Here is a 17438-nt window from a genome sequence, read left to right as displayed (position 1 = left end):
TCAGCGCAGCAGCAGGCGGCGCAAGGTCAACCCGATCAGGTGCAGGTCGGTGCGGATCGACATGCGGTCGACATAGTCCGCCGCGCGGCGCAGCTTGGCGGGCATGACCTGCTCGATGTAGACGCGCTCCGGGTCACCGGCGCGCGCGAGCAGCTCGCTCTCATCGCGGAACTCGATGGAGGCGGGATCGGTGATGCCCGGGCGCACGCTCAGCACCTTGTCGCGCAGCGCCGCAGGGTACAGCGCGACATAGCGCGGCACCTCGGGCCGCGGCCCGACCAGGCTCATCGTGCCCGCCAGCACGTCGATCAGCTGCGGCAGCTCGTCGAGCTTGCGGCGCCGCAGCGCCTGGCCGGCACGCGTGATGCGCGCATCGGCACCGACGGTGATCTGTGCGCCATGCTCGTGCGGCGCATGGCGCATCGTGCGGAACTTGTGGATGAGGAAGCGCCGGCCGTGGCGGCCGACCCGTTCCTGGCGGAAGAACACCGGCCCCGGCGAATCCAGCTTGATCCACAGAGCAATCCCGAGCAGGAACGGTGACAGCAAGAGCAGCCCGGCGGCCGACAGCAACAGGTCGAAGGCGCGCTTGGCCATTTGCCCGGTCACGCGAGGGTCGCGCGGATCACGTCGGCGACGCGCCGCACATCGTCGTCGCCCATGCGCGTGTACAACGGCAGGCTCAGCATGCGCTCGTACGCGAGCTGCGACCTTGGAAACTGTTCCGGCTTCAGCGCGTAGCGATCGCGCCAGTACGGCTGCAGATGCAGCGGGATGTAGTGCACGCTGCAGCCGATGCCGGCGGCGAACAGCCGCTCGATCAGCACGTCGCGCGTCACCTTCGCGCCGTCGGCCAGGCGCAGCACGTACAAGTGCCAGGCGTGCTGCTCGCCGGTCGGCGGCTGCGGCGGCAGCACCACCGGCAAACCCGCCAGCGCTTCGGCGTAGAGCGCCGCGAGCTCCGTGCGCCGCTGCTGGAAGGCGCGCGCGCGCTTGAGCTGGTGGATGCCGAGCGCCGACGCGATGTCGGTGAGGTTGTACTTGAAGCCCGGCGCGACGATCTCGTAGTACCAGCTCGGCACCTTGGCCGTGAAGCGATCGAAGGCATCGCGGCTCATGCCGTGCAGGCGCATCACCTTGATGCGCCTGGCGAGTTCGGGATCGCGCGTGACGACCATGCCGCCTTCGCCGGTGGTGATGGTCTTGTTGGCGTAGAAGCTGAACACCGTGACGTCGGACGCCAGCGTGCCGACGAGCTGGCCGCCCACCGTGGTCGGCAGCGCGTGCGCCGCGTCCTCGACCACCTTCAGCCCGTGCTTTTTCGCCAGCGCCAGCAGCGCGGGCATGTCGGCGGCGAGCCCGGCGTAGTGCACCGGGATGACGGCCTTGGTGCGCGGCGTGATCGCCGCCTCGACCGCCGCCACGTCGATGCACAGCGTGGCCGGGTCGATGTCGACCAGCACCACGTCGGCGCCGAGGTAGCGCACCACCTCGGCAGTGGCGGTGAAGGTGGCCGTGGTCGTGATGACCTCGTCGCCCGGGCCGATGCCCAGCGCCTCGAGCGCCAGGTGCAGGCCGGCCGTCGCCGAGTTGACCGCCATCGACTGCAGGGACGCGTCGCCGAGGAAGGCGGTGAAGTCCTCCTCGAAGCGCCGCGTCTTCGGGCCGGTCGTGACCCAGCCGGATTTCAGCGTGTCGACGACTTCGGCGATCTCCTCGTCGCCGATCTCGGGCAGGGCGAAGGGGAGGAAAGGCAGCTTGGCCGGATCGGGAGAACTCATGAGGTGACAGCCGTGTCCCAAGGGTTGATCAGGACCAGACCTGGGAGATGGTCGAAGTCCTTGGTGTTGCGTGTGGCCAGCGGCAGGCGATGGTGCGTGGCGATGGCGGCGATCTGTGCATCTTCCACCGAGATCGGTGCCCCGCGGCGGCGGCGCGTCGAAACAATGGCCGCGTAGTCCTGCGCAACGTGTTCGTCGAAGGCCAGGTTCGCCCCCTGAAACTCCTGGGCAAACATCTGATGGGCTACATCAACCAGGCCGGTGCGCTTCTTGCCGGCCGGCAGCAGCGAGATGCCCAGCAGGATTTCGGCCTGAGTGATGGCCGTGACCAGAAACCTGGCTTTGCTTCCCTGTGCCGCGAACCATGCGAGCACCTGCGAATCCGCTCGCGGTCGCATCAACTCGGACAGAACGTTCGTGTCCAGGATGATTCGTCCACCACTCACTTGCCACTCCATTTCGGCGGCAGCCGTGGCGCCTGCCTCGGCGGCACCGGCAATTCGTCCACCGCCACTTTCGCGAACCGTTGCTGGATGCGTTGGGCAAACGGCTCATCGGGCGCCGGCCCGAGCACCGCCTGCTCGATGATGTCCCTCGCCTGCTGCTCCATCGAGACGCCACGCCGTGCGGCGAGGATGCGCAACTCGGCCTTGACGCGCTCGCTCATGCTGCGAATCATCAATGTGGCCATCGAGCACTCCTCTTTGAAGCGGGAGACGTCATTGTAATCAGTGAATGCACTGCTAGCATCCCTCTCTCAGCCGGGTTTCTCCACCCATGCCAGCACATGCGTGCGCAGCAGCGGCAACGCGTTGAACACCGGATACAACCCGGCCCCCAGGCGGCAGACTGCCCGCGCCAGCGGCGGCGCCAGCGTGATGCGGCGCGGGTCGATGCGGCCGTGCGGGAACAGCTCGCGCACCCGCGCCAGCGGCACGCCGCGCACGTCCGGATTGCGCGGGTTGTCGACGGTGAAGTCGTACCACAGCACCGCACCGCCCGGCTTGACCCAGCGCCACATCGCGGCGGCCAGTTGCTGCTGGAACGCGTCGTCCAGCAGCGACGAGAACACCGTGGCGACGAAGACGATGTCCTGCGATGCATCGGCGACCGGCGCCTGCAGCGCGTCGCCTTCGTGCAGCACGAGCGCCGCCGGCAGGCAGCGGCGTGCCTGCGCCAGTCGCTCGGGCAGCAACTCGATGCCGGCCAGGTGCTCGGGCGCAAAGCCCAGGCGCAGCAGTTCGAGCAGGTTGCCGCCCTGGCCGCAGCCGACCTCCAGCAGCCGCAGCGCCGACAGGTCATGCACCCCGGCCCGCGCGAACAGCTTCAGCATCGCGCGCTGCCGCTCATGCACCATCTGCCACACCTCCGGCCGCAGCAGGCTGTAGCGGTCGCCGACGCGGCGACGCGCGTAGCGCTCGGCCACCTGCTGCGGCTCGGTCATCGCGCGGCTCCCTGCACGGCATCGATGAATCGCTGCGCCAGCACCGGATAGGTGTGATGGGCCTGCACGAAGGCACGCCCCCGTTCGCCCATCGCCTGCCGCGCCGGCGCACCGGCCGCCAGCAGCTCGTGCAGGCCCCGCACCACCGCCGGCGCATCCTCGGGCGCCACCGTCACGCCGCAGCCTGCCTCGGCCACCGGGTCGTTGCCCGCCTCCACCGAGTGCAGCACCGCGCGGCCCGCCATCATGTAGTCCATCAGCTTGTTCGGTGCGATGCCGAAGCGGTAGATCGGCGTGCGCTGCCAGCCGATCCAGGCGATGTCGACCCCCCCCAGCAGCGCCGGGATCTGCGCCTTCGGCACCGGCGGGAACAGTGCGACCTTGTCCAGGCCTTCGGCGGCCACGCGTTGTGCGAGCCGCGACTTTTCCATCCCGTCGCCGACGAGCACGAAGGCCACCGGCTCGTCCTTCATCAACCCCGCCGCATCCAGCAGCACGTCGAGCGCATTCGGCAACCCGTGCGAGCCGGCATAGCCGACGACCGTGCGGCCCAGCGCCCGCTGTGCCGCGACATGCGCGGCGATCGCCGCATCCAGCGGCGCCGTCTCGCCCGCCCAGTCGTCCGGCGAAATGCCGTTCGGCACGATGTGCAGCTTGCGCAGGTCCAGCCCGTGCGCACCCATGTGGCCCGCCACCTTCGGCAGCATCGACACCACGACGTCGGCATCGCGGTAGGCGTCGTCCTCGGCCTTCTGGCACAGCCGCGCGAACGGATGCCGCGGCGACATGCCCGACAGCTCGATCGGCGACAGCGGCCACAGATCGTGCACCTCGAACACCAGCGTCGCCTTCGCACGCCGCGCGATGCGGCGCGCGACCCAGACGTCCATCGGGTAGGTGCTGGAGGCGATGACGACGTCGGGCCGGAAGCGCTCGACCAGCGCCGGCGTCTCGCGCCACAGCCGCCACAGGAAGGCCGCGATGTTGCGCAGCCGGCCGATGCCGTTGCCTTGGTAGCGCGGCGCCGGCAGCCAGCGGTAGGCGATGCCGTCGATCGTCTCGTCGAGCGGCTGTGCGCCGACCTCGGGCTGCCGGCTGCGCACGTGCGATTGCGACGCCGCGACCACCTGCACCCGGTGCCCGGCGCGCACCCATTCGCGCGCCAGGTAGTACGGCCGGAACTCCATGCCGTGGCGCGGCGAGCCGGCGTAGTGGTTGATCAACAGGATGTTCAACGCAACAGCTCGCCGTAGAAGGCCAGCAGCGCGCGTTCCGCCTGCGGCCAGTTGAACACCTCGTTGACCGCGCGCTGTCCGGCGCGGCCCATCTCGCGCACCCGGTCGGGCGCATCGCGCAGCAACCGGATCGCATCGGCGATCGCATGCGGGTCGAGCGGATTGACGCAGACGCCGCAGCCATGCGCCTCGACGATGGCGCGCCACTGCGGAAAGTTGGACGCGATCACCGGCAACTCGGCCGACATGTATTCGAACATCTTGATCGGCAGCGCGTCGAGGTAGCTCGGCATCGGCTGCAGCGTGACCAGCCCGGCGAACGAGCGCGCCATCACGTCGCGCACCTGCTCGCGGCCCACCTGCCCCAGGTAGTCGACTTGGGCCCAGCCGGGCAGCGCGCGCAGCTCGGCCTCGAGCGCCGCATCCTCGAAGCGCCCGCACAGCAGCAGCCGCACGCCCGGCACCTGCGGCAGCGCGAGAAGCATTTCGTGCGCGCCGCGCGTGCGGGTGATGCCGCCGACGTAGCAGACCGCGTTCTCCTTCGGCAAGGCGGTGCCGGCCGGGGCCAGCTCGTCGAGGAACGGGAAGTTGCTGACGTTGGCCGTGCGCCGGGCCAGCGGCGCGAAGCGCTCGGTGATGTGCGGCGTCGCGCCGACCACGCCCGACAGCTGGCGCACGCGCCAGTTCTCGTAGCGCTCGAACGCGTGCGACAGCGGCGTGCGCAGCGCCGCCGGGATCCACTGCTTGGTCAGGATCTGGCGCGGCACGTCCTCGTGTGCGTCGTACACCGCGACGATGCCGCGGCGCGCCAGCGCGGCGCCCACCGGCAGCAGCTCGGGGTCGTGGAAGTGCACCAGCGCCGGCTGCAGGTCCAGCACGCGGCGCAGCGCGAGCCGCGGCTGGCGCCGCATGCGGGCGATGCGGCCGGCCGGCGGCGCACCGATGTCGACGATGCGCACGCCGTCGGCCTGCGCGTCGCCGAGGCCGTCGCCGACCACCTGGATCACGTCGTAGCCGGCGCGCGCGAGCGAGCGGCATTCCTTGCGGAAGATGCGGATGTCGTCGCGCGGGTGCACGGTCGTCAGGTGCACGATGCGGGGCAGCGTGGGGGTCATGGCTCTGGCCTGCGCAGGCGGTCGTAGAGTTGCAGGAACTGCCGGATGTTGCCCGAGAACATCGCCTTGTCGCGGATCAGCTGGCGGTTGAACGGCTGGCCGTCGCGGGCCCAGGTGCCGCTCTCCCAGGTGTCGATCGCGCGCAGCAGCACGTCGTCCAGCCTCGCCAGGTCGCCGACCAGGAAACCGTTGTGGCCCTCGGTCACCCACTCGCGGTTGGCCGGCAGGTCGCTCAGCACCGGCAGGCAGCCGGCGGCCATCGCCTCGAGCAGGCTGACCGAGGTGCCGTCCGATTCGGGCACGCTCGCGAACAGGGCCGCTCGGCGGTAGCTGCGGGCCAGCGACTGCGCGTCGAGCAGGCCGGTGAATTCGACGCGCGGGGCGATGCCCAGCGTGCCGGCCATGCGGCGCAGCTCGTCGGTCTGCGGGCCGGCCGCCGCCACCTCGAGCGTCCAGCCGGCGCAGCGCTGCGGCAGCCGCGCGAAGGCCTGCAGGATCGCGTCGATGCGGTACAGCGGCTTGTGCAGCCGGCACGACAGGATGCGGCGCTCGGCCACCACGCCGGGCAACGCCGGCGGCTCGGCGATGCCGAGCGGGATCCATTCGCGCAATGGACCGTCGCCGGCCAGCTCGCGGGCGGCTGCCAGCAAGACCTGCGCATCGGCCGTCCAGGCCTGCGCGCCCAGCAAGGCCTGGCGCACCATCCAGCGGTGGAAGGCGCTGCGCGACGGCAACGTCAGCACGTCCGAACCCCACAGCGTCAGCAGCAGCGGCACGCCCGTGCCGCGCACCGCGCGCGCCGCATGCCAGCCGACGCTGTTGGCCTGCTGCGCATGCAGCACGCGCGGCGACCAGCGCCGCACCAGGCGGCGCAGCCGGTACGGCGTGTCGAGCCGGGCCACCGAGAAGTCGACCTGCGCGACGTCGAGCAGCAGCGGGTGCGGCTCGATCGCCAGTTCGCCATGCGTGGCCAGCACGACCGGCTGGCCGGCCTCGCACAGGCCGCGCACCACCCGGGCGACATGGATCGACGCGCTGCCGACCATCAGCACCGGCGCACCCGTCATGCCGATCTCCTGGCGAAGACCAGCAGCTGGGTCGGCGACGCCGGCTGGGCCAGGAACTCGGTGTCGGCATCAGCCGCGGCGTGCGCGATGCGCGCCAGCAGCGGCTGCGCGCCGGGCACTTTCCAGCCCGCCAGGCGCGACAGCAGCCGCACCGCAAGCCGCTTGCGGTAGGCCAGGAAGGCGGGCGTCGGGCATTCGGTGGGGTGGTAGAAGCCGCGCCGCGACTGCAGCGACAGGCCCGCCCGCGCAAACGCGTCGACCAGTTCGGCCTGCGTGCGCCGCTTCAGGTAGCCGCCATCGCGTGTCTCGTCGGCCAGCGTTTCCAGCACGATCATCCGGCCCCCCGGCTGCAGCGCGTCGGCACAGCGTTCCAGCAGGGCCTGCAGCTCGCCATCGTCGACCACGTGCTGCAGCACCGTGATGCTGAGGATCAGGTCGTRGCGCTGCGACCACACCGCCTGCGCGATCGGCTCGTAGCGGATCGCCGTCGACGGATGCTGCCGCGCCGCGCGCAGCAGCGCCTCGCGCGACAGGTCGTGCCCGACCACGCGCTGCGCGCAGGTGGCCAGCAGCGCGCAGAAGTCGCCGACGCCGCAGCCGTAGTCGAGCGCGCTGTGCACCGGCTTCAGCAGCCAGCCGACGGCCTTCAGCCGCAGCCGCTGGTCGTAGGCGTAGGTCGCGGCATCGGACCAACCGGTGTGCCCGTAGCGCCGCACGCGCTCGCTCCAGAAGCTGACCGGGCTCATGCGATCCGCCTCGTGGCCGCCAGCCGGTGCAGCCATGCGCCATAGGCCAGCAGCACGACGCAGGACGCCGCCGACTGCAGCGCCAGGGCCGTCGCGATGTCCCAGCGCAGCACCCAGGCCAGCACATAGGGCAGCAGCATCGACACCTGGTAGGCCACGCCGAAGGCCAGCGCCCTGCCCTGCTGACCGACGACCAGCGGCAGCTGCGACAGGGGCGAGGTCAGGAAGTTCAGCAGCATCCACGGCGCGAGGATGCGCGCCTGCACGCCCGCCTCGCGCCACTCGGCACCGAAGGCCCAGGCGAACAGCGCCGGCGCGAACAGCATCAGCAGCGCGAACGGCAACGCGAACAGCGCGAGCCGGCCGGTCGTGCGCCGCGCGAGGCCCGCCAGGTCGCCGCCCTCGTTCCACACCTGCGCCGCGCGCTGCTGGAACACCTGGCCGACCGATGCGCCCAGCATCGCGAGCGGCGTGCGCGCGATGCGCAGCGCGAACGCATACCAGCCCAGCACCTGGCTGCCGAAGGCGGCCCCCATCACCGCCAGCAAGGCACTCGCCTGCAAGGCATCGAGCAGTGCATGCGGCAGGTTGATGCGCGGGAAGTTGCGGTACTGCCGCGCCAGCGCACGCAGGCGCGTCGCCCGGGCCGGCCGCAGGTCGCCGCGCGCCTGCCAGCCGAGCAGCCCGGCCGACAGCGCCTGGCCGACGGCACCGCCCAGCAGCAGCCCCGGCGCGGCCCAGCCGGCCGCCCCCAGGCCCAGCGTCGCCGCGACCCCGCCGCCGCTTTGCACGACGCGGTTGCCGGCCAGTTGCCGGTACTGCCGGCGCCGGTTGGCCCAGCACCCCAAGGTGTTCACCGCCGCGGTCAGCGCCACCGACAGCGGCAGCAGGTACAGCCAGGGCGCGAGCGTGGCATGGCCGGCCTCGGCCGCCAGCCAGCGGCCGGCCAGCGCGACGACCACCAGGCACAGCAGGGTCACGCCGAGCGCGATCAGCAGCGCCAGCAGCAGCAGCTGCCAGCCGTCGTCGTCCGATTCGGGCAGCACCACCGCCAGCTCGTAGCGGCCGGTGGCCAGGATGGCCAGCACGGCCACCACGCTCTGGAACAGCGCGAACACGCCGAAGTCTTCCGGCGCGAACAGCCGCGACAGCAGCGGGCTCGCCGCCAGCGCGATCACCTGGGCCAGCCCGGTGCCGGTCAGCAGCGTCAGCACGTGCCGCGCCGAGCCCGACCCCGCGTGGCCCGGTGCCGTCATGCGAGCAGGGCGTGCACCACCCGCTGCTGGTCGGCGAGGCTCAGGTCGGCGCTCATCGGCAGGCTCATCACGCGCGCGGCGGCGCGCTCGGCGTTCGGCGTGCCGCCCGGCACCTGCCAGGCCCGGTAGGCCGGCTGCTGGTTGATCGGCAGCGGGTAGTGCACGGCGGTCGGGATGCCCTGCGCTGCCAGCTTCGCCTGCACCGCGGCGCGGTCGTCGACGAACACGGTGTACTGCGCGAACACGCTGTTGCGCCCGGGCCGCTGCGCGACCACCGGCAGCTTGCCCGACAGCATCTCGTCGTAGCGCGCGCCGATCGCCAGGCGCTGCGCGATCTCCCAGTCGAAGCGCTCCAGCTTGGCCAGCACGATGGCGCACTGCAGCGTGTCCATGCGGCCGCCGACGCCCACGCGGGTGTGGGTGTAGCGCGCGCTCTGGCCGTGCACGCGGATCTCGCGGCAGGCCTGGGCCAGGCGGTCGTCGCTGGTGAAGATCGCACCGCCGTCGCCGTAGCAGCCGAGCGGCTTGCTCGGGAAGAAGCTGGTGCAGCCGAAGGTGCTCAGGTTGCAGCTCTTGCGGCCTTCGTAGTCGGCCCCGAAGCTCTGCGCCGCGTCCTCGATCACCGGCAACCCGTGGCGCTGCGCGATCGCGTTGATCTCGTCCATGTCGGCCGCCTGGCCGTACAGGCTCACCGGCATGATGGCGCGGGTGCGCGGCGTGATGCGCGCCTCGAGCTGCGACACGTCGATGTTGCAGGTGTCGGGCTCGATGTCGACGAACACCGGCACGCCGCCCAGCAGCACGATCATCTCGGCGGTGGCCGCGAAGGTGAACGGCGTCGTCACGACCTCGTCGCCGGGCTTCAGGTCGAGTGCCATCAGCGCGATCAGCAGCGCCTCGGTGCCGCTGGCCACCGTGATGCAGTGGCGCGCGCCGGTGTAGGCGGCGAGCTGTTCTTCCAGCTCCTTGACCTCGGGGCCCATGATGTACTGGCCATGGTCCAGCACGCGCTGCATGCGCTCGGCGATGCGGTCCTTCAGCGCGGCGTACTGCGTCTTCAGGTCGATGAATTCGAGCTTGGCGCTCATGCTTGAACTTCCTCTGCAGGTTGGCACACCGCGTTGCGCAGCACGTAACGCTCGCCGGTGGCCGGGCACAGCGCTTCGCCGTCGCCGGCCAGCGGCAGGTCGAGCCGCTCGCCGTGCCGGCTCATCCAGCCGACCTGGCGCGCCGGCACGCCGACCATCAACGCGAAATCCGGCACGTCGCGGTTGACCACCGCGCCGGCGCCGACGAAGGCGTAGCGGCCCACCGTGTGGCCGCAGACGATGGTGCAGTTGGCGCCCAGCGTCGCGCCGCGGCGCACCAGCGTGCGGCGGTATTCGTTCTTGCGCGCGACCGCCGAGCGCGGGTTGTAGACGTTGGTGAAGACCATGCTCGGGCCGCAGAACACGTCGTCCTCCAGCGTCACCGCGTCGTACACCGAGACGTTGTTCTGGATCTTCACGTTGTGGCCGATCGCCACGTCGTTGCCGACGTAGACGCCCTGGCCGAGCGAGCAGCCGTCGCCGATGCGCGCGCCGGCGCAGACGTGGGCGAAGTGCCAGACGCGGGTGCCGGCGCCGAGCTGCGCGCCGTCGTCGACGATGGCCGAGGCGTGGATCATCGGGACGTCCGGCTCAAAAGACCAGCGGCAGGCCGACCCGCACGCCGTCGCGCGCCGAGCGGTAGCCCGCGATCAGCACCTCGAGCGAGCGCAGCCCTTCGTAGCCGTCGACCTCGGCATGCGCCTCGCCGCGCAGCGTGTTGATCACGTTGTCGTAGTACAGCGGGTGGCCGGGGCCGTAGACCGAGGTCACGCCATAGCTGGCGTCGGCCACCTTGGCGTCGTCGGCGTGCGGCGCGTCGAACTCCCAGTGCTCGATCTTGTTGACCGCCACGCCGCCGACGCGCACCGTGCCGCGCTCGCCGAGGATCGTGATGCTGCCTTCGAAGTTCTTGTTGTGCGTCAGCATCGTCACGTTGATCGAGGCCAGCGCGCCGTTGCGCAGCCGCAGGCTCATCACGCCGGTGTCCTCGGCCTCGATGTTGCGCGACAGCGTCGCGGTGTAGGCGTGCACGTTGTCGACCGGGCCGACCAGCCAGTCGACCATGTCGACGTAGTGGCTGGCCTGGTTCATGAAGGCGCCGCCGTCCATGTCCCAGCGGCCGCGCCACGGCGCCGCGTCGTAGTAGGCCTGCGGCCGGGTCCAGAACACGTTGACCGTCACCATCGCCAGCTTGCCGAAGCGGCCCTGGTCGACCGCGCGCTTGACCAGCTGCAGCGTCGCGTTGAGCCGGTTCTGCTTGACGACGAACAGCTTGACGCCGGCGTCGCGGCAGGCGCGCACCATCGCCACGCCCTCGTCCCACTTGGTGGCCATCGGCTTCTCGCTCAGCACGTGGCGGCCGGCCTGCGCGACCTTGATCGCCTGGCGCGGGTGCAGCCCGCTGGGCGTGGCCAGCACCACCAGGTCGGCGTCACTGTCGGCCAGCAGCGCGTCGAGCGAGGCAAAGCCCTTGGCGCCGGTCAGCTCGACCGCCTTGGCCAGCAGCTCGGGCTGGTTGTCGCAGACGGCGACCCATTCGGCGCGGTCGGCGTGCTGCTTGAGCGCCGCGAAGTGGTTCTGCGCGATGCGGCCGCAGCCCACCAGCGCCAGGCGCAGCTTGCGGTCTCGGATGATGGACGGTGTCGGCATGGGGGTCTCGGGAAACGGCTGCCCGGGCGGGCAAACGTGCGATTTTATTCGCCGCGGCGGGGCCGCTGCCGCGGGCGCGGGCCCGTCCGCCTAAAATTGCGGCGCATTTCCCGAACCCCCATGACCCAGAACAACCCGCCCCAGCCCCCCGTCGACGAGAACCAGCTGATCGCCGAACGGCGCGAGAAGCTCGCCGCCATCCGCCAGCAAGGCGTCGCGTTCCCGAACGATTTCAAGCCGAAGCAGCACGCGCTCGACCTGGTCCGCAAGTACGGCGAGCTACCGAACGAGGAACTGGAGCCGCAGGCCGTCGTCGTCAGCCTGGGCGGGCGGATGATGCTCAAGCGCATGATGGGCAAGGCGAGCTTCGCGACGCTGCAGGACAGCACCGGCCGCATCCAGCTGTTCGTCACCAAGGACGCGCTGGGCGACGAGGTGTACGCCGCGTTCAAGCACTGGGACCTGGGCGACATCCTCGGCGCCGAGGGTACCCTCTTCAAGACCAAGACCGGCGAGCTGTCGGTGCGCGTGACCACGCTGCGCCTGCTGACCAAGAGCCTGCGTCCGCTGCCGGACAAGTTCCACGGCATGACCGACCAGGAGCAGAAGTACCGCCAGCGCTACGTCGACCTGATCACCGACGAGGAGGCCCGCGCCCGCTTCGCCGCGCGCAGCAAGGCGCTGAGCTCGATCCGCCACTTCATGGTGGAGCACGGCTTCATGGAGGTCGAGACGCCGATGCTGCACCCGATCCCGGGCGGTGCCAACGCCAAGCCCTTCGTCACACACCACAACGCGCTGGCGCAGGACATGTTCCTGCGCATCGCGCCCGAGCTGTACCTGAAGCGGCTGATCGTCGGCGGCTTCGAGCGCGTGTTCGAGATCAACCGCAGCTTCCGCAACGAAGGCATCTCGGTGCGCCACAACCCCGAGTTCACGATGATGGAGTTCTATGCGGCGTGGTGGAACCACCACGACCTGATGGACTTCACCGAAGGCGTGCTGCGCCACGCGGCGCGCCAGGCCACCGGCTCGGCCAGCATCACCTACGCCGGCAAGCCGGTCGACCTGGACAAGCCGTTCACGCGCCTGACGGTGCGCGATTCGCTGGTGGCCCATGCCGGGCTCGGCGAGGCCGAGGCGGGCGATGCCGGCGTGCTGCGCGCAAAGCTGAAGGCGCTGGGCGAGGAAGCCCCGGCGCACTGGAAGCTGCCCGAGCTGCAGTTCGGCCTGTTCGAGGCGGTCGTCGAAGAGCAGCTGTGGCAACCCACCTTCATCATCGACTACCCGGTCGAGGTGTCGCCGCTGGCGCGCGCCTCCGACAGCAACCCGGCCATCACCGAGCGCTTCGAGCTCTTCATCACCGGGCGCGAGTATGCGAACGGCTTCTCCGAGCTGAACGACGCCGAGGACCAGGCGGCGCGCTTCCTGGCCCAGGCGGCCAACAAGGAGGCCGGCGACGAGGAGGCGATGTWCTAYGACGCCGACTWCATCCGCGCSCTGGAATACGGCATGCCGCCSRCMGGYGGYTGCGGCATCGGCATCGACCGSCTGATGATGCTGATYACCGACAGCCCGAGCATCCGCGACGTGATCCTGTTCCCTTCGCTGCGCAAGGAGAGCTGAGCGGCGCATCCGCGGCATCGCGCCTACACTGCGCGATGCCTGGATACTTGGTCAAACACGAGCACATCGCCATCGACGGCGTCGCCGACCTGCAGATTCGCTCGTTGCTGGACCGCCAGCAGTTCTCCGATCCGCACGACCTGGCCCTCGGCCAGGGCATCTCGTCGGCGGCCTGGCCGCTGTTCGGGCTGCTGTGGCCGTCGGGGCTGCAGCTGGCGCAGCGCATGGCGGTGCGCACGATGCTGCCGGGCGAACGCATCCTCGAGATCGGCTGCGGCCTGGCGCTTGCCAGCCTGGTCAGCCACCGCCGCGGGTCGGACGTGACCGCGAGCGACTGCCACCCGCTCGCCGCCAGCTTCCTGGCGGAGAACCTGCGCCTCAACGGCCTGCTGCCGATGGCCTACCGGCACGGGCAATGGTCGGAATCGGCCGACGACCTGCTGCCGCCGGTGCCGCAGGACGAGCAGGTGCTCAGCGGCCGCTTCGACCTGGTGATCGGCAGCGACATCCTGTACGAGCGCGACGACGGCGGCCTGCTGGCGGGCTTCATCGGCCGCCATGCCGGGCCGCGCGCCGAGGTGTGGATCGTCGACCCGAACCGCGGAAATCGCGCGGCGTTCACGCGCGAGATGGCAGGGATGGGGTTCTCGCTGCAGGAGGAGCGGCTGCAGCAGGTGGCGGATGCCACGCACGCTTCGTACAAGGGTCGGCTGCTCGTCTATCGCAGGCACTGATCCCGGATTGGCATCCGGGCTACGGTCTAGCGGTGCTTGAACACCGGCTTGCGCTTGGCGAGGAAGGCGTCCATGCCTTCCTTCTGGTCTTCGGTCGCGAACAGCGCGTGGAACATGCGCCGCTCGAACTGGATGCCGTCGGCCAGCGGCCCTTCGAAGGCGCGGTTCACGGCTTCCTTGGCCATCATCACGCTCGGCCCGCCCAGCTCGCAGATGGTCTGCGCGGCCGCCAGCGCAACGCCCAGCAGCTCGGCCGCCGGCACCACGCGCGACACCAGGCCCGCACGCTCGGCCTCGGCCGCGTCCATCATGCGGCCGGTCAGCACCATGTCCATCGCCTTCGCCTTGCCGATCGCGCGCGGCAGGCGCTGCGTGCCGCCGGCCCCGGGGATGATGCCGAGCTTGATCTCGGGCTGGCCGAACTTCGCGGTGTCGGCCGCGATGATGAAGTCGCACATCATCGCCAGCTCGCAGCCGCCACCCAGCGCGAAGCCGCCCACCGCGGCGATCACCGGCTTGCGCACGCTGCGGATCGTCTCCCAGTTGCGCGTGATGAAGTCGCCCTTGTAGACGTCCATGAAGCTCCAGGGGGCCATCGCGGCGATGTCGGCGCCGGCCGCGAAGGCCTTCTCGCTGCCGGTGATCACCATGCAGCCGATGGTCTCATCGGCATCGAAGGCCTTCAGCGCCGCGCCCAGCTCGTCCATCAGCGTGTCGTTCAGCGCGTTCAGCTGCTTGGGCCGGTTCAGCGTCACGATGCCGATGCGCAGCGGGCCGTTGCCCTGGACGTCGGTCAGGATGCACTGGTAGCTCATGGGAATCGTCTCCTTCGATGGATCGTCAATGGCCGCAGTGTAGGCAAGCCCGTCAGGATGCGATTTCCGGCTTGCGCTTGATCATCAGGTCGACCCAGGTGTCGGCATCCTGGTGGATGCGGATGCGCAGCGGCAGGTAGCGCATGCCGGGCGCGATCCACATCTCGGGGACCAGGTCGCCGCCGCGCGGCTGCCGGCGCGGCTTCACGTGGAAGGACGGCACCTCGCCGAACGGCGTGTACAGCACCTCCTCCTCCAGCACGTCGTAGGGCCAGGTCTCCACCTTGAACGGCAGCGCGAGCGGGATCTCGACCGTGCTGCCGGTGCGCAGCAGCTCGGGCCGGGTCGTGAACAGCCAGGTCAGCTGCACGAACTGGCTGGCGGTGTCCTGCACGCCCGGCCAGCGAATGCGCCGCTGGCCGTTCGCCAGCACCACCGCATCCGGCAGGAACTGCATCGCGACGCGCTGGTCGTCGCGCAGGATCGCGCGCGTCAGCTGGTCGTAGCGCTGCGGGGAGAGGCCGTCGGCCGTCAGCTCGCCTTCGCTGCTGAGGCGGCGCGACGCGGTCGGCGCGAACGACAGGCCGATGACCACGTCGACGTGCACCTGGTAGCGGTTGCCGTCGCGGATCCATTCGACCTGCGCCTCGCCGTCGACGGGGCCGCGGAAGTTGCCGGTCAGCACGTAGCTCAGTCGGGTCGAGCCGGGCCATTCGAAGGCGGCCGGGGCCGATGCCGCGGCATCGGCCGCCGCCGGCGAGGGCTCGGACGCGGCGCTGGCCGGTGCGGGCGGTGGCTCCGGCTCGGCCTGGGCCACCACCTCGGGCGGCGGCTCGGGCACAGGCGTCGGCTCGGGCGGCACCACCGCCGACGCCGCCGGGGCCGCGGCGCGGGCGGCCGGCTCGACACGCTTCGGTGCCGGTGCAGGCGCCGGCTTCACCGGCACGGTCGGCTCCAGCTCGCGCACATACGCCACCTGCATCCGCGGTGGCATCGGCTGCACCGAGAACGCCGTCATGCGATCGGCCACGGCGCGCGTCACGCAGCCGTGCACCCCGACCACGCCCAGCACCAGGGCCAGCCACGCCAGCCGGCGCCGCGGCGCCGCGAACCGCGTGCCGCTCAGCCGCGCAGCCATGCCTGCCGCAGCGCATGCGCGGCAACGGCGGACTTGTCGGTGCCGGGCGCCGCCGGCGCCAGCGTCACGGTGCCGCTGTCGGCCGCCTCTCCCGCCACCAGCGGCAGGTGCAGCAGGCGCTGGTCGCGCGACACCAGCAGCGTCACGCGGCCATCGGCCGGCAGCAGGCGCGGCAGGTCGTCGAGCCGGCGCACGCGCCAGTCGTCGACGCCGAGCAACTCGTCGCCGGCCGCCAGCCCGGCCGCTTCGGCCGCGCCACCGCGCAGCACGTGGCTCACCTTGATGCCGGTGAGCGGGCTTTCCGACACGCGCAGGCCCAGGCGCTGCGCCATCGTCGGCGCCTGCTGCGACCAGTGCACGCCGGCGCGCTGCAGCAAGGCCTTCAGGGGCAGCTCGTCCGTGCCGTGCACCCAGGCCTGCAGCTCGCCCGCCATCGAGCGACCGCCGACCTCGTGCAGCACCGCGGCGATGTCGGCCTCGGCGATCGGCCCGCCGTCGCTGCGTGCCCACAGCGCGCGCATCACGTCGTCGAGCGAACCCTGGCCGCGGCCGCGCAGCGTCAGGTCGAGCGCCAGCGCCACCAGCGAGCCCTTGGTGTAGTAGCTGATGGTCGCGTTGGGCGTGTTCTCGTCGCCGCGGTAGTACTTGACCCAGGCGTCGAAGCTCGCCTGCGCGACGCTCTGCACCCGGCGTCCCGGCGCCGCCAGCACGCCGGTCACCGTCTTGGCCAGCAGCTTGAGGTAGCGGCCCTCGTCGACCAGCCCGGCACGCAGCAGCAGCAGGTCGTCGTAGTACGAGGTGAAGCCCTCGAAGAACCACAGCAGCTCGGTGTAGTTCTCCTGCGTGTAGTCGTAGCGCGCGAACTCGGCCGGGCGCAGCCGCTTGACGTTCCAGGTGTGGAAATACTCGTGGCTGATCAGGCCGAGCAGGGTCACGTAGCCGTCGCTCAGCTCGGTGCCGGGTTTGCCGCGCTGCGGAAGGTCGCGCCGGGCGGCGATCAGCGCGGTGCTCGCCCGGTGCTCCAGCCCGCCGTAGCCGTCGTCCACCGCGTTCAGCATGAACACATAGCGCTTGAAGTGCGGCTTCTTGCGGCCGTGCCAGAACGCGATCTCGGCCTCGCAGATGCGGCGCGCATCGGCCAGCAGCCGCTCGCCGTCGAAATCGGGCAGCGCCCCGGCGACGATGAACTCGTGCGGCACGCCGGCGGCCTTGAACTCGCCGCGCCAGAAGTCGCCCAGCTCCACCGGGTGGTCGACCAGCTCGTCGTAGTCGCCCGCCTGGTAGCGGCCCTGGCCGCGCGCATCGGTCTTCAGCGCCGGCAGCGAGGTGCCCGCGCGCCAGCCCTTGGGCAGCCCGCGCAGCTCGAGCTGGTGCGGCTCGGCCTCGCGGCCTTCGACCCGCAGGAAGGTGCTGGTGCCGTTGAAGAAGCCGCGCTGCGCGTCGAGCCAGGCGGTGCGCACCGAGGCGTCGAAGGCATAGACCCGGTAGCTGACGGTCAGCGCGCCGCGGCCGTCGCACTCGGCGACCCAGCTGGCCTTGTCGAGCTGGCGCAGCGGCACCTCGCGCGTGCCCTGGCGCGCCTGCAGCTGCGACAGGTGGCGCGCGAACTCGCGCAGCAGGTAGCTGCCGGGAATCCACGCCGGCAGGCTGACGCGCTGCTGCGCGGCCGGTTGCGGCACGGTCAGCGTCACGAGGAACTGGTGGGCGTGCAGGTCGGCAATCTCGAGGCGGTAGGAAATCATG

At 71.0% G+C, this 17438-nt stretch carries 18 protein-coding genes; 2 read left to right on the top strand and 16 right to left on the bottom strand.

The annotated features are described in order from the left end of the window. From AC1DYN_RS02330 to AC1DYN_RS02270, 13 genes are all read right to left on the bottom strand, one after another. On the bottom strand, nt 1–597 hold the full coding sequence (locus AC1DYN_RS02330; protein WP_477957487.1) for a sugar transferase: 597 nt from the start codon (nt 595–597) through the stop codon (nt 1–3). 8 nt (nt 598–605) lie between these two features. After that, entirely contained in the window at nt 606–1781 is a 1176-nt protein-coding gene (locus AC1DYN_RS02325) for a DegT/DnrJ/EryC1/StrS family aminotransferase (RefSeq protein ID WP_477957486.1), read from the bottom strand. After that, complete coding sequence (locus AC1DYN_RS02320; protein ID WP_477957485.1) at nt 1778–2239, bottom strand: type II toxin-antitoxin system VapC family toxin; 462 nt, start codon at nt 2237–2239, stop codon at nt 1778–1780. The genes AC1DYN_RS02325 and AC1DYN_RS02320 overlap by 4 nt, the downstream gene beginning before the upstream one ends. Then, nucleotides 2224–2472 carry a FitA-like ribbon-helix-helix domain-containing protein gene (locus AC1DYN_RS02315; protein ID WP_477957484.1) on the bottom strand — a complete coding sequence of 83 codons (249 nt, stop codon included), beginning with the start codon at nt 2470–2472 and terminating at the stop codon, nt 2224–2226. Before AC1DYN_RS02315 ends, AC1DYN_RS02320 begins: the two co-directional genes overlap by 16 nt. A gap of 66 nt (nt 2473–2538) precedes the next feature. After that, entirely contained in the window at nt 2539–3225 is a 687-nt protein-coding gene (locus AC1DYN_RS02310; protein WP_477957483.1) for a class I SAM-dependent methyltransferase, read from the bottom strand. Beyond that, complete coding sequence (locus AC1DYN_RS02305; protein ID WP_477957482.1) at nt 3222–4460, bottom strand: glycosyltransferase family 4 protein; 1239 nt, start codon at nt 4458–4460, stop codon at nt 3222–3224. Before AC1DYN_RS02305 ends, AC1DYN_RS02310 begins: the two co-directional genes overlap by 4 nt. After that, nucleotides 4457–5575, bottom strand: a complete 1119-nt coding sequence (locus AC1DYN_RS02300; protein WP_477957481.1) for a glycosyltransferase family 4 protein — start codon at nt 5573–5575, stop codon at nt 4457–4459. Before AC1DYN_RS02300 ends, AC1DYN_RS02305 begins: the two co-directional genes overlap by 4 nt. Next, complete coding sequence (locus AC1DYN_RS02295) at nt 5572–6642, bottom strand: glycosyltransferase (protein ID WP_477957480.1); 1071 nt, start codon at nt 6640–6642, stop codon at nt 5572–5574. The genes AC1DYN_RS02300 and AC1DYN_RS02295 overlap by 4 nt, the downstream gene beginning before the upstream one ends. After that, nucleotides 6639–7388 carry a class I SAM-dependent methyltransferase gene (locus tag AC1DYN_RS02290; RefSeq protein WP_477957479.1) on the bottom strand — a complete coding sequence of 250 codons (750 nt, stop codon included), beginning with the start codon at nt 7386–7388 and terminating at the stop codon, nt 6639–6641. Before AC1DYN_RS02290 ends, AC1DYN_RS02295 begins: the two co-directional genes overlap by 4 nt. After that, entirely contained in the window at nt 7385–8644 is a 1260-nt protein-coding gene (locus AC1DYN_RS02285; protein WP_477957478.1) for a lipopolysaccharide biosynthesis protein, read from the bottom strand. Before AC1DYN_RS02285 ends, AC1DYN_RS02290 begins: the two co-directional genes overlap by 4 nt. After that, nucleotides 8641–9732 (bottom strand): DegT/DnrJ/EryC1/StrS family aminotransferase, encoded by a 1092-nt coding sequence (locus tag AC1DYN_RS02280; RefSeq protein WP_477957477.1) that lies wholly within the window; start codon nt 9730–9732, stop codon nt 8641–8643. Before AC1DYN_RS02280 ends, AC1DYN_RS02285 begins: the two co-directional genes overlap by 4 nt. Next, nucleotides 9729–10310 (bottom strand): acyltransferase, encoded by a 582-nt coding sequence (locus tag AC1DYN_RS02275; RefSeq protein WP_477957476.1) that lies wholly within the window; start codon nt 10308–10310, stop codon nt 9729–9731. The genes AC1DYN_RS02280 and AC1DYN_RS02275 overlap by 4 nt, the downstream gene beginning before the upstream one ends. A gap of 13 nt (nt 10311–10323) precedes the next feature. After that, a complete protein-coding gene (locus AC1DYN_RS02270) occupies nt 10324–11382 on the bottom strand; it encodes a Gfo/Idh/MocA family protein (RefSeq protein WP_477957475.1) in 1059 nt (352 codons plus the stop codon). A 120-nt stretch (nt 11383–11502) separates the two neighbouring features. On the opposite strand from AC1DYN_RS02270, the gene lysS reads away from it, so the two are divergent. Continuing rightward, entirely contained in the window at nt 11503–13008 is a 1506-nt protein-coding gene (gene lysS / locus AC1DYN_RS02265; RefSeq protein ID WP_477957474.1) for a lysine--tRNA ligase, read from the top strand. A 35-nt stretch (nt 13009–13043) separates the two neighbouring features. Beyond that, complete coding sequence (locus AC1DYN_RS02260) at nt 13044–13742, top strand: class I SAM-dependent methyltransferase (RefSeq protein ID WP_477957473.1); 699 nt, start codon at nt 13044–13046, stop codon at nt 13740–13742. Between the two features lie 26 nt (nt 13743–13768). Here AC1DYN_RS02260 and AC1DYN_RS02255 read toward each other — a convergent pair whose 3' ends face one another. From AC1DYN_RS02255 to AC1DYN_RS02245, 3 genes are read right to left on the bottom strand one after another with little or no spacing between them, the layout of a single operon-like run. Then, nucleotides 13769–14557: an enoyl-CoA hydratase gene (locus AC1DYN_RS02255; protein ID WP_477957472.1), complete on the bottom strand. Its 789-nt coding sequence runs from the start codon at nt 14555–14557 to the stop codon at nt 13769–13771. Nucleotides 14558–14609: 52 nt separating this feature from the next. Further along, nucleotides 14610–15695 (bottom strand): DUF3108 domain-containing protein, encoded by a 1086-nt coding sequence (locus AC1DYN_RS02250; RefSeq protein ID WP_477957471.1) that lies wholly within the window; start codon nt 15693–15695, stop codon nt 14610–14612. After that, nucleotides 15680–17437 (bottom strand): M61 family metallopeptidase, encoded by a 1758-nt coding sequence (locus AC1DYN_RS02245; protein WP_477957470.1) that lies wholly within the window; start codon nt 17435–17437, stop codon nt 15680–15682. The genes AC1DYN_RS02250 and AC1DYN_RS02245 overlap by 16 nt, the downstream gene beginning before the upstream one ends. Between the last annotated feature and the right edge of the window lies 1 nt (nt 17438).

It is taken from the genome of Rhizobacter sp. P2_D12 (assembly GCF_056404395.1).
Note: the sequence above shows the minus strand (reverse complement) of the source record. Positions and strands in the feature narration are given on the sequence as shown.